The organism is Flavobacterium sp. IC2-16 (genome assembly GCF_055521455.1).
The window spans coordinates 566,576-591,425 of the sequence record NZ_CM145480.1; the positions used below are offsets into that span (position 1 = coordinate 566,576).

Here is a 24,850-nt window from a genome sequence, read left to right on the forward strand (position 1 = left end):
TATTAACTTAAATAAATAATTTAATTAACCTCAAAAACTATCTATTATGTCTAAAATCAACATTTACGAAACCCGCTGGCTAGACATGGTTTTCGAAGGACGAAACAAAGCCTATGGTGCCTATCAATTAAGAACCGAAAACCCTAAAACAACTTTACGAGCATTATTTATCACTTTGTCATTATTCGCCTGCATTGCTTTAATACCTGCCCTATACAACTATTTGTGGTCAGAAGAAAAAGTTGCAGCAGTTATCAAAAAGCCAAATAACGATATTGTTGTTTTGGTCGATGCCAATCTTTTCAACAAACCAAAACCAAAATTTGAAGACCTTGGTCCAGTAGGTTCAAAAGAATTGACTAATGAGAAAATGGTAAAATATATTAAAATGAAAGCTTCTGACAAGCCTTCAAATGAAGATGTTGCTACCAATGAAGAATTAACAAACGCTGTAATTGGTTCAGACACTAATGAAGGTGGCCCTACAGACAACCACACAACAGTAACACCTGTAAAAGGGAATGGCGGAGAAGAACATATTGAAACAAATGGCAATGTAGTTGAGTTACCGGTTACATTAGAAAAACAACCAGAATATCCAGGTGGAATAGCAGCTTTTCTTAAAGAGGTTGGAAAAAAATTCGACACTCCTAAAATTGAAAATGAAGAATCTAACACCTTAAAAGTAATGGTCTATTTTGTAATTGAAAAAGACGGTTCTTTATCAAACATAAGAGTAACAAGAGACCCAGGATATAATTTAGGAAAAGAAGCCACTCGAGTTTTAAACAAAATGAAAACCAAATGGTCACCTGGTTATAAAAACGGACAACCCGTACGAACCGCTTTCAATCTCCCAATTATGATTGAAGTTAAATAATAAAAAGCAGAAGGTTTACTTCTGCTTTTTATTATTTATTCTACATGGTTATTTCTTAAATTAAATTTCAAAAATAAAAACCCTATAACACCCGCTATCAGTGAAGACAATAAAATTGCAATTTTTGAAATCGTCACATCGTCTGGCTGACCTTTAAAGGCTAACAAAGTAATAAATATTGACATTGTAAATCCAATCCCCGCCAAGAATCCTGTCGCAAGAATTTGTTTCCAATTTAAGTCTTCAGGAAGTTTACAAACTCCAAATGTGCAAAAAACAAAACTAAACATAAAAACACCCAAAGGTTTTCCTAGTATCAATCCTAAAAAAACACCTAAACTATTAGTATGTGATAAACCTTCAACCCAATTATCCCCAACAATAATCGCGGTGTTAGCCAATGCAAACAAAGGCAGAATAACAAAAGCGACCGGTTTGTGTAAAAAATGCTGCATTCGTGTAGAAATAGTCGTATCACCCCCATCTCCAAAAGGAATTACAAAAGCCAACAAAACTCCCGCTATAGTTGCATGTATTCCAGAATTCATCATAAAATACCACATTCCGAAACCACCAATTACATAAGGTATCCAAATGTTCACTTTCATTCTATTTAAAACAAACAGAACAGCCATTATAGCCAAGGCAATGGTTAAATTAAAAATAGAAAGATGATCTGTATAAAAAATAGCAATCACTAAAATCGCACCCAAATCATCAATAACAGCAAGGGCAGTTAAAAAAACTTTTAACGATGTAGGCACTCGACTTCCTAATAAAGACAACACTCCTAGTGCAAAAGCTATATCTGTAGCCATAGGTATACCCGCTCCCGCTTGAGTAGGCGTTCCGTTATTCAACATCATATACAATCCGGCAGGAACCAACATCCCTCCTAAAGCAGCTAATATTGGCAACAAAGCATTTTTTAAACTCGAAAGCTCACCAATATACACCTCTCGTTCTAACTCCAAACCAATTAACAAAAAGAAAATAGTCATTAACCCATCGTTAATCCAATGTTCAAATGAATGGTTTCCAATTTGATAATGCCATATACTTTCATAACTTTCCTGATAAATAGAATTTGCAAGAAAAAGAGACAATAAGGTACATACAATCAATACAATACCTGAAGCTTTTTCATTTTCAAAAAACTCAGTAAACAGCTTAGTTGCTTTCATATGTTATAAAGTGATTTTGGCATTTTAATAAGAAAAACAAAAATACTAATTTTAGACGAATCTTTTAGTATATTTTACCTATTAGAACCTTTAAAAAAGCGTTAAACAGACATTCATATACACAACAATTAGTATCTTTGCTGAATATTTTAAACTTATGGAAAGCGTACTAGACTCCAACATACTACCTAAAGGGAAACCGAAATGGCTTAGAGTAAAACTCCCTACTGGCCAAAAATATACTGAACTTCGTGGCTTGGTAGACAAATACAAGTTAAACACTATTTGTACTTCCGGAAGCTGCCCTAACATGGGGGAATGTTGGGGAGAAGGAACAGCAACATTCATGATTCTTGGAAACGTTTGTACGCGTTCTTGTGGTTTTTGTGGGGTAAAAACCGGAAGACCGGAAACTGTTGATTGGGATGAACCTGAAAAAGTGGCGCGTTCTATTAAAATTATGAATATCAAGCATGCAGTTATTACAAGTGTAGACCGTGACGACATAAAAGACATGGGGTCAATCATTTGGGCTGAAACCGTAAAAGCGATTCGTCGAATGAATCCTGAAACGACCCTAGAAACCCTTATACCGGACTTTCAAGGTGTGGAACGAAATTTAGACCGTATCGTTGAAGTTAGCCCTGAAGTTGTTTCACATAATATGGAAACAGTCAGACGTTTAACCCGAGAAGTGCGTATTCAAGCCAAATACGACCGTAGTTTAGCGGTTTTAAAATATTTAAAAGACCAAGGCATCCGCAGAACAAAATCAGGTATTATGCTTGGATTAGGCGAAACAGAAGAAGAAGTAATCCAAACCATGAAGGATTTACGCGAGGCCAATGTTGATATTGTTACTATCGGTCAATATTTACAACCCAGCAAAAAGCACTTACCTGTTAAAGAGTTCATCACTCCTGAGCAATTCGAGAAATATGAAAAAATAGGTAAAGAATTAGGTTTCAGACATGTTGAAAGTGGTGCATTGGTTCGTTCGTCTTATCATGCACAAAAACACATTCTATAAACCGCAACGAACTCAAAACTGGTTGAACATTGAAAAAAACAAGAATTGCTATTAATGGATTCGGAAGAATTGGACGAAATTTATTTCGACTATTACTTAACAATCCAACTATTGAAGTTGTTGCCATTAATGATATTTCCGATATCAAAACCATGGCACATTTACTAAAATACGATAGTATTCATGGCGTTTTACATCAAAATATCTGCACTACATCCCATTCGATTTCAGTAGAAGAAAAATCCTTTTTATACTTTAGCGAAAAAGAAATAAGTTCTCTCGATTGGAAATCATTAGACATTGATATTGTCGTAGAATCTACCGGTAAATTCTTAAATTATTCTGCAGCAGAAAAGCACATTACTGCTGGAGCAAAAAAAGTAATTCTTTCAGCACCACCAGCAGATGACACTATAAAAACTGTTGTTTTAGGTGTTAATGAACAAATTTTAGATGGTAGCGAACTTATTATATCCAACGCAAGTTGTACCACAAACAATGCCGCTCCTATGATTAAAATCATACAGGATTTATGCGGAATTGAACAAGCCTACATTACAACGGTACATTCATACACAACCGACCAAAGTCTGCACGATCAACCACACAAAGATTTACGTAGAGCTCGTGCCGCATCACAATCTATTGTTCCTACAACAACAGGAGCTGCTAAAGCCATAACCAAAATTTTCCCGGAATTGGAAGGGAAAATTGGAGGCTGCGGAATTCGAGTTCCAGTACCTGACGGGTCATTAACCGATATCACCTTCAATGTTAAAAGACCTGTATCTATTGAAGAAATCAATAGAGCCTTCAAAGAAAAAGCCGAAAGCGAACTTAAAGGTATTCTTGCTTATACCGAAGACCCGATCGTTTCAGTTGATATTTTAGGAAATACCAACTCCTGTTTATTCGATGCACAACTTACTTCTGTTATCGACCAAATGGTGAAAGTTGTTGGTTGGTACGACAATGAAATAGGATACTCGTCTCGCATAATAAATTTAATTGATTTCATTTCTAAGAAATAATTCCTTACATTTATACGGGTTATTCGCAAACGATGAGATATTTTTTACTTATTATATACATATTATTCTATTTTACAGGATTTTCACAAAATGAAAATGCTGGAACCGACAAGGATAGTGTATCGTATTATATTGAATTGTCCAATTTCCACAAAAATAATTTAGCATTTGACAAAGCGTTTTCATTTGCCGAAAAAGCAATAAAATTTGCCGAAAAATCGAACGATAAAAAGGGGTTAGCAGATGCCTATCTTTCAGTAGGCACTGTATATTACGAGATAAACCGAAACAATGAAGCTATAGAGAATTTCATTCGGGCCTTAACCCTTTACAATACTTTCGGAGCTTCATCAAATAGAGCTTATTGCTACTACTCGTTAGGAATAAGTTATCTAAAAAAAGGAAATGTAAATCTTGCCGAAAGCTATTTTAACAAAGCTGAAAACGAATATGAATCCATGCATATTCAAGAAGCTAAAAACCTCATTTCGTTACAAAAAGGAATTGTTTTCAAACAAAAAGGCGACATTGAAAACGCTCAAAAAAGCTTCAATACCATCATTCGAAAAAGCGATATAAATGATGTTTTTGACACAAAAGCTGAAGCGTACTATCAGTTATCGGAAATACAACAAAATAAAAGTCTTGCCATAAAAAGTTTGCAAACAGCCTTACAAATTGCAAAAGAAAACTCAAACAGCAGGCAAACTACAAAAATTTTAAAACGTCTTGCAAAACTTTCTGAAGAAAACAACAATCAAAAACAAGCACTTAAGTACCTAGAGGAATTTGTATCGCTACACGACTCCATTTTCGCGAAAAAAAATCATAATATCGGACAAAGCTCATTCGAAAAACTGAGTATTGAAGATCAATTCAGAAACATCGACAAACTTGGAAAAGAATCTAAATCACAGGAACGATCTGTAAAATTTTCAAAACTCATCAGTATTTTGAGTATTGCATTGATTTCAATTTTATCGTTATTAAGTTTATCGCTATACAAAAACAATATCATTCGTACCAAAACCTATCAATTATTAAAAGAGAAAAATTCAGAGCTTGAAGCCGCTAAAGAGAAAGCCGAAAGAGCCTCAAAAGCACGTGCAGAATTCTTATCTACAGTAAGCCATGAACTACGAACACCATTGAATGCAATTAATGGTATCACGCATATTTTAATTGAAGACAATCCAAAACCAGAACAAAAACAATACTTAAATTCACTTAAGTTTTCAGGAAATTACCTCCTAACTTTCATTAACGATATCTTAGAAATTAATCGTGTAGAATCGGATGTCGTTGAAGTTGAAAAAATACCATTTGATTTACGAGAATTACTCGAAAATATTTTGAATTCGTTTACAGAAATTGCCAACAAAAACAAAACCGTTTACCATCTACAAATTGATGAAAAAATACCGGCAACACTAATTGGCGACCCAACTAAGCTATCACAAATTTTCATCAATTTAATTAATAACGCGATTAAATTCACTAAAAAAGGTGATGTTTGGATTAGTGTTAGCCAAACGAAAGACAAGGATAAATCGGTTAAAATTTATTTTGAAGTAAAAGATAGTGGAATCGGTATTCCAAAAGACAAACAAGCAACTATTTTCGACAGTTTCACCCAAGGTTCAGTAGAAATTAACAGAAAATACGGCGGAACAGGGCTAGGTTTAGCTATTGTAAAACGCTTAGTTCATTTGCTTGGCGGAAAAATAAACCTTGAAAGTGATGTTGATAAGGGTTGTAAATTTTTCTTCGAATTGACCTTTAAGAAAACTGAAAAAGTTATCGAAAAGAAAATCCAATTTAATTATTCCGACGAATTCTTAAATGGTAAACGCATTTTATTGGTTGAAGACAACAAAATCAATCAGATGATTACCAAAAAAATGCTTGAGCGTAAAAATATGTTATGCGATATTATTGAGAACGGAGAAGATGCCGTTACTCATATTAGAGACAACAAAACATACGACTTAGTACTTATGGATGTTCACCTTCCTGGTATTAATGGAACAACGGCTACCGAGCAAATTCGGAAATTTGACACCGATACCCCAATAGTAGCATTAACCGCCATATCATTAAATGAAAACAGGGAAATGCTCTTATCATTCGGCATGAACGATGTAATAACCAAACCGTTTGATCCCGATAAATTTTATGAAGTAATTGCCGCAACTATAGCTGCAAAAATTAATATTGGATAATCAAGTTTTTAATTAGATTACGAACTTTTGGTTCTGCTTCTTTAGCTGCTTCCAAAACTTCTTCATGCGTAATCGTATCAATACTTTCTTCATTACCCATATCGGTAATCACAGAAATCCCGAATGTTTCCAAACTCATATGAGCTGCAACAATAACTTCTGGAACAGTAGACATTCCCACGCAATCTGCACCTAAAATTTTCACCATTCTATATTCCGAAAGCGTTTCAAAAGTCGGGCCTTGTAAACCAAGATATACACCATCACGCACTTCAATATCTAATTCTGAAGCAAGTTCTTTGGCTTTTGCAATCATTTTACGACTATATGGAGCACTCATATTAACAAAACGAGGTCCGAATCTCAAATCATTTTTCCCTCGAAGCGGATGCTCTGGCATGAAGTTAATATGATCTTTAATAATTACTATAGATCCAACCTTATAACTCGGATTAACACCTCCTGAAGCGTTAGAAACAATTAATTTTTGAACACCTAAGCACTTCATAACACGAACCGGAAAAGTCACTTCTTTCATGGAATAGCCTTCATAATAATGAAATCTTCCTTGCATAGCAACTACTTTTTTTGTTCCTATTGTTCCAAAAACCAAAGCACCTTTGTGTCCTTCTACTGTAGAAACTGGAAAATTTGGAATTTCATTATACGGCAATGTAAACTCAATATTGATATCGTCTGTAAAACCACCTAACCCAGAACCTAATATAACTCCGTAATCGGGTATAAAATTAGTTTTTGCTTTAATATAATTAACGGTTTCCTGTACTTGTTCCCACATAATTCAAAATAGTTTTATCGAAATCAGATTCATCGGAGAGGAAAGAAGTTCTAATTGGCAGGTAAAACAACTGCGCTGCAGGCAACTTTCCTTTTAAACGTACGAAATCTTTCTCGGTTGTAATTATTATTCTATTTCCAGCTTTTTGCTTAATATTTTCAATATCCTGCTGCGTAAAATCGTGATGATCTGGAAAAACCATCGTTGCTTCTTTGGCAGCCTGCAAATATGCAAAAAAAGATTCCGGTTTTGCAATTCCTGCTAAAAGTATTTTATCAACTGAAGCAATATCAGTAACCAAAATCTGCTTTTCTTCCGAAAACACATATTCATCGTAGGCAATACTTGTGAAAAATAATTTCTGATGAGATTGTATTTTCAATCGGCTACGAAGTTCTTTTTGCTCAGCAACAGCCATTTGCGGCGGGCATTTGGTAACGATTATCACATCGGCACGTTGTGCTCCAGCCCTGCTTTCTCTTAAGTTTCCGGCAGGTAAAATCAAATCATTACAATACAAATCATTATATGCACTAAGCATGATATAAAAACCAGCTTTCACTTTTCTGTGCTGAAAAGCATCATCTAACAAAATCACTTCCGGCTTTTCTTTCTGAGCAAGCAATTGTGTAATACCATTTACCCGATTCGCATCGACTGCCACTTGGATTCTCGGAAATTTTTGATAAAACTGATACGGCTCATCGCCCAAAACCAGCGCATTAGAGGTTTCATCAGCCAAAACAAAACCTTCCGATTTTCGCTTATATCCCCTACTCAAGGTAGCAATCTGAAATCGATCCTGAAGCAAACGAATTAAATATTCAATTTGAGGTGTTTTTCCGGTGCCTCCAACACTTAAGTTTCCTACGGCAAGTATGGGTAAATCAAAAGAATACGATTTAAAAATACCTTTATCGTATAAAAAATTACGAACTGAGGTTATAAAACCGTATAAAACCGCAAACGGAAAGAGTAACTTTCTGAAAAAAATCATAGTACGAATGTAACATTTTTTATCTTTAGTATAAATTCGTTACTTTGTTTTACAGAAAATATTCTCATGAAAATCAAAGAAATTATTTCCATTCTTGAAGAAATGGCACCATTAGCTTATGCTGAAGATTTTGACAACGTCGGACTTCTGGTAGGCGACATAACAGCGGAAGTTTCTGGTGTTTTAGTTTGCCATGACGCGTTAGAATCGGTTATAGAAGAAGCAATCGCTAAAAAATGTAATTTAATTGTTTGCTTCCATCCTATTTTGTTTTCCGGTTTAAAAAAAATCACTGGAAAGAATTACGTAGAGCGCGCGGTAATTAAAGCCATAAAAAACGACATTGCTATTTATGCGGTTCATACTGCATTAGACAACCATCAACATGGTGTAAATAAAATTTTCTGTGATGCTTTGGGATTAAGTAACACTAAAATATTAGTACCTAAACAAAATTTTATTCAAAAACTAGTTACGTACACCATACCAGAAAATGTAGAACAAGTTCGCAATGCTTTGTTTGATGCTGGTGCCGGAAAGATTGGCAATTACGACGATTGTAGTTTCAACACCAAAGGAATTGGAACTTATATGGGTAACGAAAATAGCAATCCCGAAATTGGCGAACGTTTCGAATTTGTTGAAGCCGAAGAAATTAAAATAGAGGTCACATTCGAGAAACAATTGCAAAGCAAAATACTAAAAGCACTATTCTCCAATCATGTTTATGAAGAAGTAGCCTACGAAATCTACGATTTGCAGAACGTACATCAAAATATAGGTTTAGGGATGATTGGTGAATTGGAAACCGCACTAACTGAAATTGATTTTTTAAAAATGGTTTCCGAAAAAATGAAAACCGGTGGTATTCGTCACAGCCAATTTCTAAACAAACCCGTTAAAAAAGTTGCTGTTTTAGGAGGTTCCGGAAGTTTTGCCATTAAGAACGCTATAAGTGCCGGAGCTGATGCTTTTCTTACGGCCGACTTAAAATACCATCAGTTTTATGAAGCCGAAAACAAACTCCTTTTAGCCGATATTGGGCATTATGAAAGTGAAAGATTTACAAAAAATTATATAGTTGATTATCTTACGAAAAAAATTAGTAATTTTGCAATCATTTTATCGGAAGAAAATACAAATCCAGTTAAGTACTTTTAAATATGGCAAACGTTAAAGAATTAAGTGTAGAAGAAAAGTTAAGAGCTCTTTATGACTTACAGTTAATAGATTCACGAATTGATGAAATCAGAAACGTAAGAGGTGAACTTCCTCTTGAAGTGGAAGATTTAGAGGATGAAGTTGCCGGATTAAGCACTCGTTTAGAGAAATTGAAAACTGATTTGGAGTCTATTGAAGAACAAATCAAAGACAAAAAAAATGCAATTGATGGTCACAAAGAATCCATCAAAAAATACAACACTCAACAAAAAGAAGTTCGTAACAATCGTGAATTCAACGCTTTAACTAAAGAAGTTGAGTTTCAAGAATTAGAAATTCAGTTAGCTGAGAAGCACATTAAAGAAATGAAAGCTTCTATCGAGCACAAAAAAGTGGTTTTAGGTGAAACTAAAGATCGTTTAGATGCTAAACAAACGCATTTAAAACACAAAAAAGCTGAATTAAGCGATATCATGTCTGAAACTGAAAAAGAAGAAAACTTCTTATTAGGAAAATCTGAAGAATTCAGAGGACAAATTGAAGATCGTTTGTTAATGGCTTACGACAGAATTAGAGGAAGTGTTAGAAACGGTTTAGCTGTTGTTTCTATTGAAAGAGGAGCATCTGCTGGTTCATTCTTCACCATTCCACCACAAACTCAAATGGAAATTGCTTCTCGTAAGAAAATTTTAACTGATGAGCACAGTGGAAGAATCTTGGTTGACAACTTGTTAGCTGATGAAGAAAAAGAGAAAATGCACCAATTATTTGCAAAAATATAAGTAACTTAAATCCCGATAAACATCGGGATTTTTTTATGGAATATCTTAACCGTATTTCTTATTATGTTCTCACAAAGTCCATTGGCTTATATATCAATGCGATTAGTTATGTTCATCCGCAAACGGCAACAAAAATAGCTTACAAGTACTTTACAGAACCCCGCGAAGGCAAATTGAGTCCGAATGCAATCCCAAAAATTCTACGTGAATCGGAGCAACAAACGCTAAACATCGAAGAAGGTAAAATTCAAACTTACGTTTGGAATGGAAATGAAAATAAAATCCTTTTAATTCACGGTTGGGAAAGTAATGCCTCACGATGGGAACTCATTATACCACAACTTCAAAAAACAGGTAGTACTATAATTGCATTAGATGGACCGGCTCAAGGTTTATCCAGTGGTACCGAATTTAACATCCCGCAATATGCCCGTTTTGTTGATGCGCTTATTCAAAAATTTCAACCACAGTATTTAATTGGCCATTCTATGGGAGGCGCAACCTGCTTGTATTACCAATACAAATACAACAATCCGCTTCTTAAAAAAATGGTCATCCTGGGAGCTCCAAGTGAGTTTGTTAAACTATTACACAATTACAAAAAAACCATTAGTTTAAATGGTCGAGTATTTCATAGTCTTATCAAAAAAATTGAAGAGCGATTCGATATTCATCCAACTGATTTTTCGGGAAAAAAATTCGCATCAGCTTTTACCATAAAAGGGCTAATTGCACACGACATAGATGATACGGTAGTTTCCTTTTCTGAAGGAAAAAAAATTGCAGAAGCCTGGAAATCGGCCACATTCATAGAAACCAAAGGCTTAGGACACAGCATGCACGACACACACTTATATCAGCAAATTTGCGACTTCCTTTTAGAAGAATAAACTATTCTTTAAGTAATTTTTTCATGGTTGCTTTTGCCCCAGAAAAGACTTTAGCAAAATAAATTCCCGCAGGTAAATTAGAAATATCGATTTCGGCGGTTGCAGCTATATTCTTTTGCTCCAATACGTTTCTACCCAAAGCATCAAATATCTCTAAACTAATTGAGTCTGAAGTAGTATCCGCCACCGTAATGGTAAGTTTATTACGCATGGGATTAGGATAAAATGATACAGGCAACACACTAGGTGATTCAACCGCTAAATTAGCATCTATCTGTAGTATGGCAGCTTGCATATTTGGCAACGGACCAATATGTCCGCTAACGCCTGTTCCTTGTGGAATTCCGGTTGTTTGTAACAATGTTCGCATTTGTTGAGGCGTCATGTATGTTCCTGTCAATCCGAAATAGTACGATTGTAAAACAATAACACAAGCCGCTACCATTGGCGTGGCCGAGCTTGTTCCTGAAAAATTGGTATATCCTTGATTAAAATCTCCTCCAACCTGAATTACATCACCATAACCACAAGCAAATACGTTTTCAGCCCAACCTTGAACATCAACTCTTGAACCGTAAGTACTGTATGAAATCCTATTATGTGCCGAATTAGCCTTTCCCCCTCCTACTATTATTGCACCCGAATTACCACGCGCCATATAAGACGAATAATAACTAGAATCTAAATTTTGATTTCCATTGGCAGCGGCTTCAACTATAACAATTCCGGCATCGGTTGCAGCTTTTGTTAAATCCCAAACAACGGAATCAAACTCTGCAGGAACATAATTGCTGCTTTGTCCATAAGCTTGCATTTCAAACAAAATTACATCACCCGCTTGCGAATTTGCAATAGCCTGTGTAACAGCATATACGCGATCATATCCCGTTTGTTGCCATTCTGGATACAATATCATTTCTTGCGCTCCGTACGCCATACCCGAAATGCCGTAACTCCCTTTATCGGCCATGATTAACCCAAAAACCGGTGTTCCGTGTTCTGTATAAGTTGTAGTTGCCGAGCTGTTAATTGTCATCCCAGAGGCAATAGAAACATTAACTTCGTTTAAATCTTCATGATTCGGATTAAAACCATATTCCACATCACGAACCCGAATTCCGCTACCGGAAAGACCTAAACCCCAAGCGTAATTCATATTAACTCCAGGATTTGATGCTAAATACGTTTGATTTCCTTCATAGTTATTTGTTGTTGGAGGAATATCCGACGGAGGTGCAATGGGTGTTTTAGACATTAGCGAACAATATTCAACTTCTGTAAAAGATTCTAGTTTCCCTGCTAAATCGAACAATCGCTCGTTGGTTGGCGAATCGATTACCACTTTCAAAATATTTTTCAGTTTTTGAACCGATGCATCCGATTTTGAAATTCGAATTGCTTCTTCGGACATATTGGATAATTTATCTTCTGAAATTGAAATTCCTTTTTGAAATTGAATCCCATACATTTCTACTAACGATTGAATATCAGGTATTTTACCAATCAATATATTGGCATAATCATTAGAAGTAAAATGTATATCGGAAGTAAAAGCCACATAAAGATCATGTGAATTGGAATTTGGAGCCAAATGAAAATCACCCTTTCTACTTTGAGCAAAAAGATTGAAACTCAGAAATAAAAACAAAATAGCAATTCGTTTCAAAAGGCTAACAAATTAATGCTCAAAGATATAAAAAAGTAAGTCTTAAAATCGTGCTAGGCTTGTTTTAATCAAATAAGTAGTATTTTTGCACTATGGAAGAGAATAAAACCCGAATAAATAAATTCCTGTCTGAAACCGGATATTGTTCCCGTAGAGAAGCCGACCGTCTTTTAGAAGAAGGCAGAATTACCATTAATGGCAAAATTCCGGAATTAGGCACAAAAGTATCTTCGGAAGACGAAATTCGCGTTAACGGAAAACTAATTCGTGAAAAAACATCTAAACCTATATATTTAGCATTTCACAAACCTGTTGGAATTGAGTGTACAACCAACCAAAGTGTTAGAAATAATATCGTGGATTACATTAATTATCCGAAGCGTATTTTTCCGATTGGACGATTGGATAAAGCCAGTGAAGGTTTAATTTTCATGACAGATGATGGGGACATTGTAAATAAAATTCTTCGTGCGCGTAACAACCACGAAAAAGAATATATCGTTACGGTAAACAAACCCATAACCGACCGATTTATTCAACGAATGGGCAATGGAGTTCCTATTTTGGATACGGTTACTCGAGAATGTAAAGTGGAGCAAATCAGTAAATTTGTTTTTAGAATCATTTTAACTCAAGGGTTAAACCGTCAAATTCGTAGAATGTGTGAATATCTAGATTACGAAGTGACTGCGCTAAAACGAATTCGAATCATCAATATTTCGTTAGATGTTCCTGTTGGACGCTATCGAGAATTAACCAATAAAGAAATTCAGGAACTTAATAGTCTTATAGAACCTTCTAGTAAAACAGAAGAAGCAAGTTTGCCAAAAGTTCCAGCTAATGCAACACCCACAACAAAAAAAATCGTTCCAAAAGGAAATTCATATCAAAAAAATAATCGATCCAATTTCAGAAGGAAAAATTAATTCGATACAACAAAAAACCCAAGAGTACATCTTGGGTTTTTATTTATTTACTTTACAGTAACAGTCTCATAATAAAGTGCTTTAGAAAGAAAATTTTCTTTTTTTCGACTTTCAATCTTATATTTCACAAATCCAAGATTTTCGATTTCTTCGGGTTTATCTGAAAAGAACTCAAAGCATTGGTTTTCATTAAAATTTAAGTTCCCTAAGAAGAAAACATCTACACCCTTGTTTACCATAATATTATACGATGTAATTATACTTCCCCAATTTATATAACTACAAAGTAGTACGGTTCCATAAAAATACCAAACCATTTGATTAAACAAAAAAGCATTGGTTTTGCGTTTTGAAATTTTAATAAATGTAACCACTAAGCCAATTAAAGCTAAAATTAAAAAGGCATAAACACCTAACCTTTTATAGGTTAAACCATAAAAAGCGACATATTCGGAGTTTTTAAGTAAGGTACTCAAAATCAGTAAACCATTTAAAGCAATCCAAATTTTAGATAATATTTTAAGACTGTTAGCTTTTTCATCAAAATTGAAACCGCTTTTAAAATAAAACAGCATTACTCCCACTGCCATAATAATTGAAAAGATAACTGCATTCACCCTTTCGTGTGTGGCATAACTTAAAGAACTAACATTTTGTGTTTGAAAAAACTGCTCGTAATTGTACGTCAAAATAAATACTATCAACATACAGTTCAAAAGGAACAAAGAGATAACTCCACTATTTCTTTCAAAATCAAGGTCGAGAAAAGAAAACGTTGGCTTATGCTCGTTTCGTTTATCTAAACTAAAATCATTATCGAGTTTGGCATTGTTATCGTAAGCGTACTGAGGCACCCAATAATTCCAGAAAGTAAATGAAATATAGAAACCTAAAGCACTAATTAAAACAACTTCAACTAGGTTTAAATCTAATGTATAATTAAAAAACAAACCAGAAAAATGGTCACTCCCAAAAGAATATACTATATAAAAAACAACCAGAAATAGTAACGGAATAACAAAATATGCAATGAGCTTTTTAACGAAATTATTATCCGATTTCCATTCGGGCAGCCATTGATTAAAGTAAAATATACGAACAATAGAAGTGAACTGATTGATAAATGCCAATGGAAACATTTGAATAATTTTTAATTTAGAATCTTGCGTTCTAAATCGGAGAAAAAGCAATGAAAATACTACTGCTGCAAATGAAACAAAATCACCATACCAAGCAAATGCCAAGCATGATAAAACAGAAGTTGATACTAATATCCAATTGGAAGTATCTTTGAATTTATCTTTAAAAAAATAACAAATCAATCCCGTAATACATAATCCGAAAAGGGAAAGATTCACGCCAAGCGATTCTTTGTAAAAAAGCAGTGTAAAAATTAAACTGCAAATCAAAATTAAATGGTGTTTTTTCATAGTTTTAAATTTAAAAGTACTTTGTATTTCAAAGTTTAAGATTAAAAAATTTTTATTTATTCGATTTCATCAATTTTTCAAGACTATTCAGATGCTCAATAAAAGCCCTACGTCCACTTTCAGTTACTTGATAAGATGTTCGAGGTTTTTTACCCACAAATTCTTTCTTAACAACAATGTATTCCGATTTTTCAAGCGCAGAGGAATGACTAGCCAAATTACCGTCCGTAATATTTAATAACGACTTCATTTCGGAAAAATCCACCCAATCGTTTACCATTAGTATTGACATAATACCCAATCGCACACGACTTTCGAAATCCTTATTTAATTTATCAATGATTCCCATGGATCTATTTGTATTTTTTAAACATAATCAATCCATATAGAATATGTAAGATACCAAATCCAATAATCCAGAAAACCAGTCCTTTTCCAAGCCAAAAAAGAGAAATACAGCCTAATAACACTTCAGAAAAACCTAAATATTTAACATCAGAGAAAGTATATTTTTCAGCATTAATAAGAGCCAATCCGTAAAAAAGTAAAGTTGCTGGAGCAATCAATCCAAATAACTGATAATAAAAAAGAGCCAAACAAAATACTCCACCAACAAACAATGGAATACTTAAATTAAACAACATTTGTTTGGTAGCGGTTGTCCAAACGGGTAAGTTAAGTTTTCTACTTTTTCTAATTGTAAAGAAGATCCCAAAGAATAAAGCTAAAACCAATACAATGACAGCAATGATAAACAATTGGGTAACCAAATCATCACTATAAGTTTTTTCAGTTCCATCAAAATATAAAACTCCTTGCTTTTCGAAGATATACCATGCATACAAGCCTCCAAACAATGCTGCCAAACCCGCAAAAACACCCGAAAGGCCGCTTAATGATATAAAACGTGAAGAACGCTCCATCATGGAACGAATATGCGATAAATCTTCTTGATGCTTCTCAATCATAATTAAAGTACTTTGAAATACAAAGTTAAAATATATTTTAAATTAACAAACTAAAAATGAAAAATCTTTTATTTAAAAAATGATTATTGTCAGATTAAATACTCTTTTCCATGATAAAGTCTTCCATGAAATAACCTTGACCAATATCAATATTTTCTTCATGAACGATTTCAAAACCCAATCGCTTATAAAATTCCTGCGCAATATTATACCGATTCACATTAAGAAAAACATGAGTGTTTTGGGCCAATGCAGCGGCTTGTTCAACATCTGCTAAAAGCAACTTCCCAACCCCTTTACCTTGTACTTCGGGCAAAATATAAATTTTATGAAGTTTTGTTTTGTGTGAATCGTGACAATTTATTTCATAGGAAGCAAAACCATAGTACTTATCGTTTTCGAACGCTAAAAGAAAAACATGACCTTTATCCAGTTGTTCTTCTAATGAATGCAGCGAATAGAAGTTTTCCAACATATAATCCAATTGTGCTTCTGATAAAATTTGACCGTAAGCATCCGGCCATATTGTATAGGCTAAATCGCGAATAATATGAAGTTGACTATGATTTGCTTTACTTATTTGCATTTATTTTATTTTACGATTTTCACGTGCTAAAAGGGTATTTTTAAGCAACATGGCAATTGTCATTGGTCCAACTCCTCCAGGAACCGGAGTAATGTATGATGCTTTTTTGGCAACATTATCAAAATCCACATCACCGGTAATTACATAACCTTTTGGATGAGACTCATCGTTTACACGCGTGATACCCACATCTATAATAACCACATCATCTTTAACCATTTCGGCTTTTAAATAATTAGGCACCCCTAAAGCTGTAATAATAATATCGGCCTGTGAGGTTATCTGATTGATGTTTTTAGTATGACTATGAGTTAAGGTTACGGTTGAATTTCCAGGAAAACCTTTACGTCCCATTAAAATACTCATGGGGCGCCCAACGATATGACTACGTCCAATTACAACAGTATGTTTCCCTTTGGTTTCAACATTGTAACGCTCTAGCAATTCTAAAATTCCGAAAGGTGTAGCTGGAATAAATGTACTCATATCTAGTGCCATTTTTCCGAAATTTTCCGGGTGAAACCCATCAACATCTTTACTTGGATCGATAGCCATTAAAACCTCTTGTGTATCGATTTGGTCCGGTAAAGGCAACTGCACGATGAAACCATCAATATTATCGTCTTCGTTTAACTCTTTAATTTTTTTTAGTAGTTCTGTTTCAGAAGTTGTACTTGGCATTTTAATCAATGTCGATTCAAAACCAACTCTTTCACAAGCTTTAACTTTACTTCCAACATAGGTTAAACTGGCACCGTCGTTACCAACAATAATGGCAGCAAGATGAGGCACTTTTTCACCATTATCACGCATGTGCTGAACTTCTGCAGCAATTTCATTTTTAATGTCTTCCGAAACTTTTTTTCCGTCTAGTAGTTGCATTCTTTTTGTATTGTTTGTGTGTTGTTATATATAAAAAAAGAAGACGCGAATAGTCGCGTCTTTATAGTTATGGTCTCATACCTTTCATTCCTCCCATCATGCGCATTAGGTTCTTTCCTCCTGCACCTTGCATCATCTTCATCATTTTACTCATTTGGTCGAATTGCTTCAACAACTGATTTACTTGCTGAATATTTGTCCCTGACCCTTTTGCGATTCTTGTTTTACGTTTTGCGTCTAACAATGTAGGTTTGCTACGTTCTGCAGGTGTCATAGAATAAATAATAGCTTCAATATGTTTAAAAGCATCGTCTTCAATCTCAACATCTTTTAATGCTTTTCCAGCACCAGGAATCATTCCAACTAGGTCTTTCATGTTACCCATTTTCTTTACCTGTTGGATTTGTGTTAAGAAATCGTCGAAACCAAATTCATTTTTAGCAATCTTCTTTTGTAGTTTACGCGCTTCTTCTTCATCATATTGCTCTTGGGCTCTTTCTACTAAGGAAACAACGTCTCCCATCCCTAAGATTCTGTCAGCCATACGGTTCGGATAGAACACGTCAATTGCTTCCATCTTCTCACCAGTACCGATGAATTTAATTGGTTTATTTACAACCGATTTAATAGAAATAGCAGCTCCACCTCGAGTATCACCATCTAATTTCGTTAAAACAACCCCATCAAAATTCAAACGGTCGTTAAATGCTTTTGCTGTATTTACAGCATCCTGACCTGTCATGGAATCAACCACGAACAAAGTTTCTTGCGGTTGTATTGCTTTGTGAACGTTGGCAATTTCCGTCATCATTTCCTCATCTACAGCCAAACGACCGGCCGTATCGACGATAACAACATTGAATCCGTTTGATTTAGCATGCTTGATAGCATTTTCGGCTATGGAAACAGCATTTTTATTTTCAGGTTCCGAATAAACTTCAACACCAATTTGTTCTCCAACAACATGCAACTGATTGATCGCAGCTGGACGGTAAATATCACAGGCAACCAAAAGTGGTTTTTTCCCTTTTTTGGTTTTAAGGAAATTTGCCAATTTACCAGAGAAAGTGGTTTTACCCGAACCTTGTAAACCAGACATTAAAATGATAGACGGATTTCCAGAAAGATTAACACCGGCAGCATCACCTCCCATTAATTCGGTTAATTCATCTTTTACGATTTTAATCATTAATTGTCCAGGTTGTAATGTTGTTAATACATCCTGACCGATTGCTTTATCTTTTACACGAGTGGTAAAATCTTTAGCAATTTTAAAGTTAACATCGGCATCTAATAAGGCGCGGCGTACTTCTTTCAACGTATCGGCTACGTTTACTTCAGTAATTTTTCCGTGTCCTTTTAATATATGGAAGGCTTTATCGAGCTTGTCGCTTAAATTATCAAACATGATATTGGTGTTTAATGAGGTGCAAAGATACTATAAAGTAGGAAAGTTGCAAAGTGACAGTGCCGCAAAGTTTTACAAAGTCTACAAATAAAAAACCAGCTATAAAAGCTGGTTTTTGAGTATCAAATTGAAAATGATTAATTTTTCTCGAAAGTTAAATAATCGGTACCGCCACCGCCACCGCTTACATCTTTTAACTGAATTTTGGTATTTGTTCTACTAATAACTTCCCAATCATCAGTAAGGTCAACAAAATTAGCAGGAGAGGAAAATCCAACATTAAAATGAACATCACTTGGATTATCATCATTACTATTACTATCTGTTACAGACCAAGTACCCGTATAAGTACTAATACCATCGGAAGCAGTTAATGCTCCATTCGAAGCAAATATGAAGCCGAAACCAGAAAAGTTAGTTGTTTCATCGGTGTCGTTATCGTAAAAATAAGTTACTCTCCATGTCCCAGAAACAACAGTTGTTTTAATTGCTGCTATTAATTGGCTATTATTTGACGGAGTATTATCACTACTACTATCGCTACTACAACTAGCACCCATAAACATCGATGCTATGACAAATAAGCTTAAAAGTATCTTTTTCATCTTTATTTTTTTTAATTATTAAAAGTACGAAAATCATGTAATTTAACAAAATAAAAAACGCCTTGTAAAACACAAGGCGTTCAAAATTATTTGCAAAAATTATGCTTTTTTGTGTGCGCAACAAGCTTTTTTCTCACCAGAAGCACACTCTTTTTTCTCATCTTTACTACATTCTTTTTTAGTAGTTGCTTCTTTTTTAGTAGCTGTACTTACTTTTTTCTCTTGTGCATTTACATTCATTGATACTGTAAATAATGCTACTGCTAAAATTGCTACGATATTTTTCATCTTTAAAATTTGTTTATGTTTTATTAAATTATTTGTTGTTTCTATTTGATTAATGATTTTTGATTTAGGAGTTTGCTACTTCCGGAGGATGCCAAAAAGTATGGTAATAATTCGGAATTAAATTTTGTTCGTACATCAACTTTTCTTTTTTTTCTGTTTCAAAAACAGTTGGAAAAGAGATATTTTGAATTTGCTCCACTAAAAACTGTCCCGTTGAGAAGTTAATGTTTAAAATACATTTTTGCTTTTGACAACCTTCTTCCATTTCATCGTTTTGGCAACATCCGCCACAACTTTTTGTCATTTCCGAACATTGTGTAGAAAAATGAGCTTTTACAATACGCACTGTTGGCAACCCTAAAAGAACCACCAAATAAACTGATACTATTGCTGTTAAAAACTTCATTACTTCAAATGTAGAAAAAAAAATGAATTATGAAATTTTTTAAAAACTTAATATTTTATTAAAATTAAAACTGAAAATAAATAAATGGTTGCGGACCTGCTGAAGCCATAGCATAAACCAACCAATACACCAATCCTAAAATAATTGCTTTCCCAGCTATTGGTAACTTTTTAAATACCAATTGCATAGCATTCACAAGCTTTTCCGGTAAAAAATGCCAGATAAAACCAATTGCCATTAATAAGAAAACATTTTTATAACCTTCCCCTATAACAACCCACTGATGCCAATCGAAAGTTACTTTACCAATATTTGAAATTACCTGTAAAGCCGTATCAAAATCTTTCGCTCTAAAGAAAATCCAACAAAAGGTCACAAAATGAAAGGTGAAAACAATAGCGCAAAATTTCCATATTTTACTGAAGATGTTGTTATTTTCTTTCGATGGAAAATATTCCATGAAAATTTTATGTACTGCTAAAGCCAAACCGTGAAGTGCTCCCCAAATAATAAAACGTAAACTTGCTCCATGCCATAAACCTCCCAACAACATTGTAGTCATTAAGTTCACATTCGTAAACATGGTTCTTTCCTTCTCTTTCGATAGTAAAAACGTAAGTGAAAAAATTACAGTAGATGCCACAGCTATAATCATTGGTATAGGATTAGCAGGCGCGTAAGTAATTCCCCAAACAATTAGTCCGAAAAAAAATAACGTAGGGAATAAAAATCCGGCAAATGTTCCGTTGCGGTTTCCTCCAACAGAAATGTATAAAAAGTCTTTTAACCAGGTAGACAACGATATATGCCATCTTCTCCAGAACTCGGTTATTGAAGCCGATTGATAAGGCGTTCGGAAATTGGTTGGCAATTTAAACCCAAGCAATAAAGCTACACCGATAGCCATATCGGAATATCCAGAGAAATCGCAATAAATCTGAATCGCATAACCGTATGAAGCCATCAAATTCTCAAAAGCGGTATAACTCGAAGGCGCATCGAATACACGATCTACGAAGTTAATCGAGATATAATCGGAAATAACCGTTTTTTTAATCAATCCTCCAATAATCAAAAGAAAAGCACGATTAATATCGTCTTGAGTTACATTTAATTTCTGATAAATTTGAGGTAAAAAGTCTTTAGCCCTAACAATAGGCCCAGCCACTAATTGCGGGAAAAACGAAACAAAAAACAGATAATCTACATAGTTTTTAGTAGGCTCTATTTCTTTGCGATAAATTTCAATGATATAACTAATAGACTGAAACGTGTAAAATGAAATTCCTACTGGCAGAATAATTTTCTGAAATGCAAAATTAGCTCCAGATACACTATTATAAGTATCAATAATAAAGTTGGTATATTTAAAATACCCTAAGAATCCAAGATTTAAAACCACACTAAAAGCCAAACAAAGTTTTTTGTTTAAAACGCTTTGAGTTCGATAGACTAAATTCCCCAGATTATAATCAACTATTGAAGAACCGAGCAAAAGCAAAAAGAATATTCCACTTGATTTATAGTAGAAAAACAAGGAAAAAGCAATCACATAAACCAACCGCGGATAAAACGTGTTTTTTAAGGCTATATACCCACTATAGAAAAACAAAAACAAGCCTAAAAACAAGGCTGTATTAAATAAAATTGGTTCTTTAGGATTATAAACAAACCAATTTTTTACAGTTTCGGCTGTTATATCTGTAAAAAGAGAGACAAAATTTTGGGTAAACCAATCCTGCATATTAATTCTTCTTGTTTGCTTTAAAATTCTCGTAAGCATTTAAAAGTGCTTCACTAAAAAGTGTGCCTTGCTTTTCATAGCCCGCTTTTGTGTAATGCACTTTATCACCAGACATTAATCCGTTTTTATAATTTTTATTTACGCCATACATCCCTCCCATGACAGCAAATAAATCGTAAGCTGCAAAATTTTCAACACTTGCCTGTGCATTTATCGCTTTTGCATAATCATCAGCAAAACGATTTAAAGAACGACGATACAACAACGATGGTGGAGGTGACATCACTAAAATCTCTACGTTTGGATTTTTTTGCTTGATATTAGCTACAAACTGATTCAATTGAGCCATATAATCACTCACTTGCATCTTATCAAACGTTTCATTCGTACCCAAAGACACTACAATTAAATCGGCTTCTAAGGCTGGAGTTTGTTCAAAAAACAACGGATATTTATTATAATCGGAAGCTTTCGCACCGTTTACACCAATGGTACTATAAGTTATACCCGGTTCGTTATTTTCAAAAATTAAACCATTAAGAGCAAATGTTTGTGCGGTTTTATTCGCTATCAAATAGATTTTATCCATTGGCTTTTCAGCGTAAAACGAATGCGTGTTTACCTCTGTATTAATCCCTAACGGAATGAATTCTGAGCGACTTATACTTCGTTTTTGCATTTCACTTGTTGGGATTTTCAATGTTTTACCCGCTTGAATAGCATTCGATTTTAAATGATTCACTCTTTTCAACTCGGCAATAGAAACATTATACTTATCGGCTATAATTGAAATAGCTTCACCTTTTTTAATTTTGTGCGTTATTTTTTTAGGCACATTCGATTCTAACGTAATGGTTTTCTTCGAAGTAGCCAATTCAAACATATTTTGATTTCCAGGTGAAAGAATTTTCAACGAATTAAACAAATAAGCGGTATCCCTTACATTTATTTCTACTGCAAAATCATCAGAATTTGTTGTCAAGGAAATTCCACTCAGCCCAATTGGACTTCCGTTTTTCTCTTTGGTTAAACGATGATTACTCCATGATTCATTAGATGAATAACGAATAAAGTAACTTCCATTGGTTCGCGCTAAATTATGAGGAAACGAAAAACCCAATCCGCCATTACCAAATCTATTCTGAAGATTTTTCCTTATAACACCCGTAAATAAATCCGCTTGAATATGAGAATCACCCATATGGACAATTCGAACCTTACCCAATTTTTTAGTATCTAGCAGATATAGTTTCTCAAAAAAACGATCTAAGGCCTTTACATTTGAAATTCCATTTTCACCGTAACTCAATTTTTCTTCCATACCCAAAGTATCTTCTTCCACGAAAGTAGAATCGGTTACTTGAGCCGATAGCGAAAGTGTAAAAACACCAAACAATACCATTAAAAACTTACTCTTCACGTAGGCTATCTTTTTGAGTTACTACACTATCCTTTTTTTTGGCTGGCAAATTGGTTTTACGATTTGCTCTCAACTTCTTGTACTGTTGATACCCTTCGAAAATTTGATTGTAAATCATAGCCGATATTTTTTTCGCACCACGGTAATTGAAATGCGTATAATCTTTATTTGCCGATGAAGGTACTTCGTCCACCCATTTAACCATCGAACCATCACCTCCCATTAACGTGTACAAATTAACATACCCCGCTTGCGACTGAATTGCATATTTTTTTTGGGCTAAAGTTAATGGTACGACTGCCGAATCGGTTTTCATTTCTAAATCGTATTTCGTGGCTTTGTCTGCTGTAGAAACAATCAATATCGTTACACCCGGAAAACACTCTTTCAAATGATTAACAACGTTTTTCATTCGTTTTTCATACCAACTGTAATTCAATGAACCGTAATTTAACACATTAGTACCATAATGCAATACAATTAAATCGTATCCCAATTTATCTTGAAATTGGCGCATTACTTCGGTATTAAATGTTCCGATTGGTAATCCTGAATTTCCACGATTTGAGAAATTATCCACATGCACCCCTTTACCATCATCAAAATTAAAGCCATAAATAGGAATAGAATCGGCTTTTATAAAATCGACTTTTAAATTTTTAACAGTATTTCCAACAACAAGGGTATTGACAAGTTTTTGAGGTGTTAACTTTTTATAGACCGTATCCTTGCCAATACTGAATCCGATTTTTCCACTTTTATTACTCGATTTCCCGTAAAACAGCGTTGGGTTATATAATTCGGTTAGGTTTTTTAGGTTGCTCGCTTTGTATTTAACCCATTCTACATGAGCCGTATCGTTCGCGAAGAAAACATGTCCGTTAACCCCAAATGGGCTACGTGGTTTTTTTACATTTAAATACGATTGCGTTTTCCAGTTGGTGGAGAATTCATGCTTAATAGAATTTCTTGACGCAGCCGATTCGGAAGTAATATTAACAAATCCAACACCTTGACCTCCAAATTGATTTTGGAAATTCGTTCTAAAATCCTGAACAATCATATCACCATCGGTCATTGAATCCCCAAAATAAGCAATTCGCACATTGCCTTGATGGGAAGTTTCCAATTGATATAATTTTTCATAAAACTGAACCAAATGCTGATATCCTTTATAATCGCCAAAGGTCTCGTCTGGAAACGTAATTCCATTTACCGCTTGAAATTCGATAGGCTGATTGGAAAGTGTATCGCCTTCTTCTGCTGTTTTATCTTCTTCGATTGCTTCTAAAAGCAAACTGTCAATCACAACGTTTTTAGCGTTTACAGTACTTTCAGAAAATATTTTCTTTGGTAAAAATGATTTAAACACCAAAAATGCAGCTATGGAAACCGCAAAAATGGCTAGTGACTGAAGAAAATATGGTTTATTTTGGTTCACTTTTTTGTTTTTAAGGGAGAAGTTGAAAGGGATAAGAGATAAGCAAAAACTGTTCACTCAGAAAGTACTTTTTCCTTTTCCCTTTTTACTTGTCGCTTTATTTT

At 34.3% G+C, this 24,850-nt stretch carries 24 protein-coding genes; 8 read left to right on the forward strand and 16 right to left on the reverse strand.

Annotated elements, in window-relative coordinates:
- Positions 1-46: 46 nt before the first annotated feature.
- Positions 47-880: an energy transducer TonB gene (locus ACZ1JT_RS02530; RefSeq protein ID WP_465094600.1), complete on the forward strand. Its 834-nt coding sequence runs from the start codon at positions 47-49 to the stop codon at positions 878-880.
- A gap of 35 nt (positions 881-915) precedes the next feature.
- On the opposite strand, the gene nhaA is transcribed toward ACZ1JT_RS02530, so the two are convergent.
- A complete protein-coding gene (nhaA, locus tag ACZ1JT_RS02535) occupies positions 916-2,064 on the reverse strand; it encodes a Na+/H+ antiporter NhaA (protein ID WP_465094601.1) in 1,149 nt (382 codons plus the stop codon).
- A 157-nt stretch (positions 2,065-2,221) separates the two neighbouring features.
- Here nhaA and lipA point away from each other — a divergent pair, with 157 nt between their 5' ends.
- The 3 genes from lipA to ACZ1JT_RS02550 are packed head-to-tail and all read left to right on the forward strand — an operon-like array spanning position 2,222 to position 6,347.
- Positions 2,222-3,094, forward strand: a complete 873-nt coding sequence (gene lipA / locus ACZ1JT_RS02540; RefSeq protein ID WP_465094602.1) for a lipoyl synthase — start codon at positions 2,222-2,224, stop codon at positions 3,092-3,094.
- A gap of 29 nt (positions 3,095-3,123) precedes the next feature.
- Positions 3,124-4,125: a type I glyceraldehyde-3-phosphate dehydrogenase gene (gene gap, locus ACZ1JT_RS02545; protein WP_465094603.1), complete on the forward strand. Its 1,002-nt coding sequence runs from the start codon at positions 3,124-3,126 to the stop codon at positions 4,123-4,125.
- Between the two features lie 32 nt (positions 4,126-4,157).
- Positions 4,158-6,347: a tetratricopeptide repeat-containing hybrid sensor histidine kinase/response regulator gene (locus tag ACZ1JT_RS02550; protein WP_465094604.1), complete on the forward strand. Its 2,190-nt coding sequence runs from the start codon at positions 4,158-4,160 to the stop codon at positions 6,345-6,347.
- Here ACZ1JT_RS02550 and ACZ1JT_RS02555 read toward each other — a convergent pair.
- Entirely contained in the window at positions 6,334-7,146 is an 813-nt protein-coding gene (locus tag ACZ1JT_RS02555) for a purine-nucleoside phosphorylase (RefSeq protein ID WP_465094605.1), read from the reverse strand. The two genes, ACZ1JT_RS02550 and ACZ1JT_RS02555, sit on opposite strands and share 14 nt — an antisense overlap.
- Positions 7,118-8,143 (reverse strand): tetraacyldisaccharide 4'-kinase, encoded by a 1,026-nt coding sequence (lpxK, locus tag ACZ1JT_RS02560; protein ID WP_465094606.1) that lies wholly within the window; start codon positions 8,141-8,143, stop codon positions 7,118-7,120. The genes ACZ1JT_RS02555 and lpxK overlap by 29 nt, the downstream gene beginning before the upstream one ends.
- Before the next feature lie 66 nt (positions 8,144-8,209).
- On the opposite strand from lpxK, the gene ACZ1JT_RS02565 reads away from it, so the two are divergent.
- The 3 genes from ACZ1JT_RS02565 to ACZ1JT_RS02575 are packed head-to-tail and all read left to right on the forward strand — an operon-like array spanning position 8,210 to position 10,976.
- A complete protein-coding gene (locus ACZ1JT_RS02565) occupies positions 8,210-9,304 on the forward strand; it encodes a Nif3-like dinuclear metal center hexameric protein (RefSeq protein ID WP_465094607.1) in 1,095 nt (364 codons plus the stop codon).
- A 2-nt stretch (positions 9,305-9,306) separates the two neighbouring features.
- The gene (locus ACZ1JT_RS02570) at positions 9,307-10,086 is read left to right on the forward strand and encodes a zinc ribbon domain-containing protein (RefSeq protein ID WP_465094608.1); all 780 of its coding nucleotides are present in this window, start codon (positions 9,307-9,309) and stop codon (positions 10,084-10,086) included.
- Between the two features lie 35 nt (positions 10,087-10,121).
- Complete coding sequence (locus ACZ1JT_RS02575) at positions 10,122-10,976, forward strand: alpha/beta fold hydrolase (RefSeq protein WP_465094609.1); 855 nt, start codon at positions 10,122-10,124, stop codon at positions 10,974-10,976.
- A 1-nt stretch (position 10,977) separates the two neighbouring features.
- On the opposite strand, the gene ACZ1JT_RS02580 is transcribed toward ACZ1JT_RS02575, so the two are convergent.
- Complete coding sequence (locus ACZ1JT_RS02580; protein ID WP_465094610.1) at positions 10,978-12,642, reverse strand: S8/S53 family peptidase; 1,665 nt, start codon at positions 12,640-12,642, stop codon at positions 10,978-10,980.
- Positions 12,643-12,734: 92 nt separating this feature from the next.
- Between ACZ1JT_RS02580 and rluF the strand changes: the two genes are divergently transcribed.
- Positions 12,735-13,568 (forward strand): 23S rRNA pseudouridine(2604) synthase RluF, encoded by an 834-nt coding sequence (gene rluF / locus ACZ1JT_RS02585; RefSeq protein WP_465094611.1) that lies wholly within the window; start codon positions 12,735-12,737, stop codon positions 13,566-13,568.
- A 47-nt stretch (positions 13,569-13,615) separates the two neighbouring features.
- On the opposite strand, the gene ACZ1JT_RS02590 is transcribed toward rluF, so the two are convergent.
- The 12 genes from ACZ1JT_RS02590 to ACZ1JT_RS02645 all read right to left on the reverse strand — a co-directional run bounded on the left by ACZ1JT_RS02590 (position 13,616) and on the right by ACZ1JT_RS02645 (position 24,746).
- Positions 13,616-14,998, reverse strand: coding sequence for a DUF4153 domain-containing protein (locus tag ACZ1JT_RS02590; RefSeq protein ID WP_465094612.1), 1,383 nt, complete (start codon positions 14,996-14,998; stop codon positions 13,616-13,618).
- A 52-nt stretch (positions 14,999-15,050) separates the two neighbouring features.
- On the reverse strand, positions 15,051-15,347 hold the full coding sequence (locus tag ACZ1JT_RS02595; RefSeq protein WP_465094613.1) for a winged helix-turn-helix domain-containing protein: 297 nt from the start codon (positions 15,345-15,347) through the stop codon (positions 15,051-15,053).
- Positions 15,348-15,351: 4 nt separating this feature from the next.
- On the reverse strand, positions 15,352-15,966 hold the full coding sequence (locus ACZ1JT_RS02600; RefSeq protein ID WP_465094614.1) for a hypothetical protein: 615 nt from the start codon (positions 15,964-15,966) through the stop codon (positions 15,352-15,354).
- Between the two features lie 94 nt (positions 15,967-16,060).
- Positions 16,061-16,552 carry an N-acetyltransferase family protein gene (locus tag ACZ1JT_RS02605; protein ID WP_465094615.1) on the reverse strand — a complete coding sequence of 164 codons (492 nt, stop codon included), beginning with the start codon at positions 16,550-16,552 and terminating at the stop codon, positions 16,061-16,063.
- Entirely contained in the window at positions 16,553-17,434 is an 882-nt protein-coding gene (locus ACZ1JT_RS02610) for a bifunctional 5,10-methylenetetrahydrofolate dehydrogenase/5,10-methenyltetrahydrofolate cyclohydrolase (protein WP_465094616.1), read from the reverse strand.
- Between the two features lie 67 nt (positions 17,435-17,501).
- A complete protein-coding gene (gene ffh / locus ACZ1JT_RS02615) occupies positions 17,502-18,842 on the reverse strand; it encodes a signal recognition particle protein (protein WP_465094617.1) in 1,341 nt (446 codons plus the stop codon).
- A 137-nt stretch (positions 18,843-18,979) separates the two neighbouring features.
- Positions 18,980-19,447: a hypothetical protein gene (locus ACZ1JT_RS02620; protein WP_465094618.1), complete on the reverse strand. Its 468-nt coding sequence runs from the start codon at positions 19,445-19,447 to the stop codon at positions 18,980-18,982.
- 99 nt (positions 19,448-19,546) lie between these two features.
- Positions 19,547-19,735: a hypothetical protein gene (locus tag ACZ1JT_RS02625; RefSeq protein ID WP_465094619.1), complete on the reverse strand. Its 189-nt coding sequence runs from the start codon at positions 19,733-19,735 to the stop codon at positions 19,547-19,549.
- 64 nt (positions 19,736-19,799) lie between these two features.
- On the reverse strand, positions 19,800-20,141 hold the full coding sequence (locus ACZ1JT_RS02630) for a hypothetical protein (RefSeq protein ID WP_465094620.1): 342 nt from the start codon (positions 20,139-20,141) through the stop codon (positions 19,800-19,802).
- 64 nt (positions 20,142-20,205) lie between these two features.
- Entirely contained in the window at positions 20,206-21,885 is a 1,680-nt protein-coding gene (locus tag ACZ1JT_RS02635; RefSeq protein WP_465095266.1) for an MBOAT family O-acyltransferase, read from the reverse strand.
- A gap of 1 nt (position 21,886) precedes the next feature.
- Positions 21,887-23,305 carry a GDSL-type esterase/lipase family protein gene (locus ACZ1JT_RS02640; RefSeq protein ID WP_465094621.1) on the reverse strand — a complete coding sequence of 473 codons (1,419 nt, stop codon included), beginning with the start codon at positions 23,303-23,305 and terminating at the stop codon, positions 21,887-21,889.
- Positions 23,295-24,746 (reverse strand): SGNH/GDSL hydrolase family protein, encoded by a 1,452-nt coding sequence (locus tag ACZ1JT_RS02645; protein ID WP_465094622.1) that lies wholly within the window; start codon positions 24,744-24,746, stop codon positions 23,295-23,297. Before ACZ1JT_RS02645 ends, ACZ1JT_RS02640 begins: the two co-directional genes overlap by 11 nt.
- Positions 24,747-24,850: the final 104 nt, after the last annotated feature.

Coding starts and splice junctions, on each gene's coding strand:
- ACZ1JT_RS02610 (WP_465094616.1), bottom strand. CDS start 17,434: ATGCAACTACTAGACGGAAAAAAAGTTTCGGAAGACATTAAAAATGAA.
- ACZ1JT_RS02575 (WP_465094609.1), top strand. CDS start 10,122: ATGGAATATCTTAACCGTATTTCTTATTATGTTCTCACAAAGTCCATT.
- ACZ1JT_RS02590 (WP_465094612.1), bottom strand. CDS start 14,998: ATGAAAAAACACCATTTAATTTTGATTTGCAGTTTAATTTTTACACTG.
- ACZ1JT_RS02620 (WP_465094618.1), bottom strand. CDS start 19,447: ATGAAAAAGATACTTTTAAGCTTATTTGTCATAGCATCGATGTTTATG.
- ACZ1JT_RS02570 (WP_465094608.1), top strand. CDS start 9,307: ATGGCAAACGTTAAAGAATTAAGTGTAGAAGAAAAGTTAAGAGCTCTT.
- ACZ1JT_RS02625 (WP_465094619.1), bottom strand. CDS start 19,735: ATGAAAAATATCGTAGCAATTTTAGCAGTAGCATTATTTACAGTATCA.
- ACZ1JT_RS02565 (WP_465094607.1), top strand. CDS start 8,210: ATGAAAATCAAAGAAATTATTTCCATTCTTGAAGAAATGGCACCATTA.
- ffh (WP_465094617.1), bottom strand. CDS start 18,842: ATGTTTGATAATTTAAGCGACAAGCTCGATAAAGCCTTCCATATATTA.
- lpxK (WP_465094606.1), bottom strand. CDS start 8,143: ATGATTTTTTTCAGAAAGTTACTCTTTCCGTTTGCGGTTTTATACGGT.
- ACZ1JT_RS02595 (WP_465094613.1), bottom strand. CDS start 15,347: ATGGGAATCATTGATAAATTAAATAAGGATTTCGAAAGTCGTGTGCGA.
- ACZ1JT_RS02630 (WP_465094620.1), bottom strand. CDS start 20,141: ATGAAGTTTTTAACAGCAATAGTATCAGTTTATTTGGTGGTTCTTTTA.
- ACZ1JT_RS02600 (WP_465094614.1), bottom strand. CDS start 15,966: ATGATTGAGAAGCATCAAGAAGATTTATCGCATATTCGTTCCATGATG.
- ACZ1JT_RS02605 (WP_465094615.1), bottom strand. CDS start 16,552: ATGCAAATAAGTAAAGCAAATCATAGTCAACTTCATATTATTCGCGAT.
- ACZ1JT_RS02550 (WP_465094604.1), top strand. CDS start 4,158: ATGAGATATTTTTTACTTATTATATACATATTATTCTATTTTACAGGA.
- ACZ1JT_RS02530 (WP_465094600.1), top strand. CDS start 47: ATGTCTAAAATCAACATTTACGAAACCCGCTGGCTAGACATGGTTTTC.
- nhaA (WP_465094601.1), bottom strand. CDS start 2,064: ATGAAAGCAACTAAGCTGTTTACTGAGTTTTTTGAAAATGAAAAAGCT.
- rluF (WP_465094611.1), top strand. CDS start 12,735: ATGGAAGAGAATAAAACCCGAATAAATAAATTCCTGTCTGAAACCGGA.
- ACZ1JT_RS02555 (WP_465094605.1), bottom strand. CDS start 7,146: ATGTGGGAACAAGTACAGGAAACCGTTAATTATATTAAAGCAAAAACT.
- lipA (WP_465094602.1), top strand. CDS start 2,222: ATGGAAAGCGTACTAGACTCCAACATACTACCTAAAGGGAAACCGAAA.
- ACZ1JT_RS02635 (WP_465095266.1), bottom strand. CDS start 21,885: ATGCAGGATTGGTTTACCCAAAATTTTGTCTCTCTTTTTACAGATATA.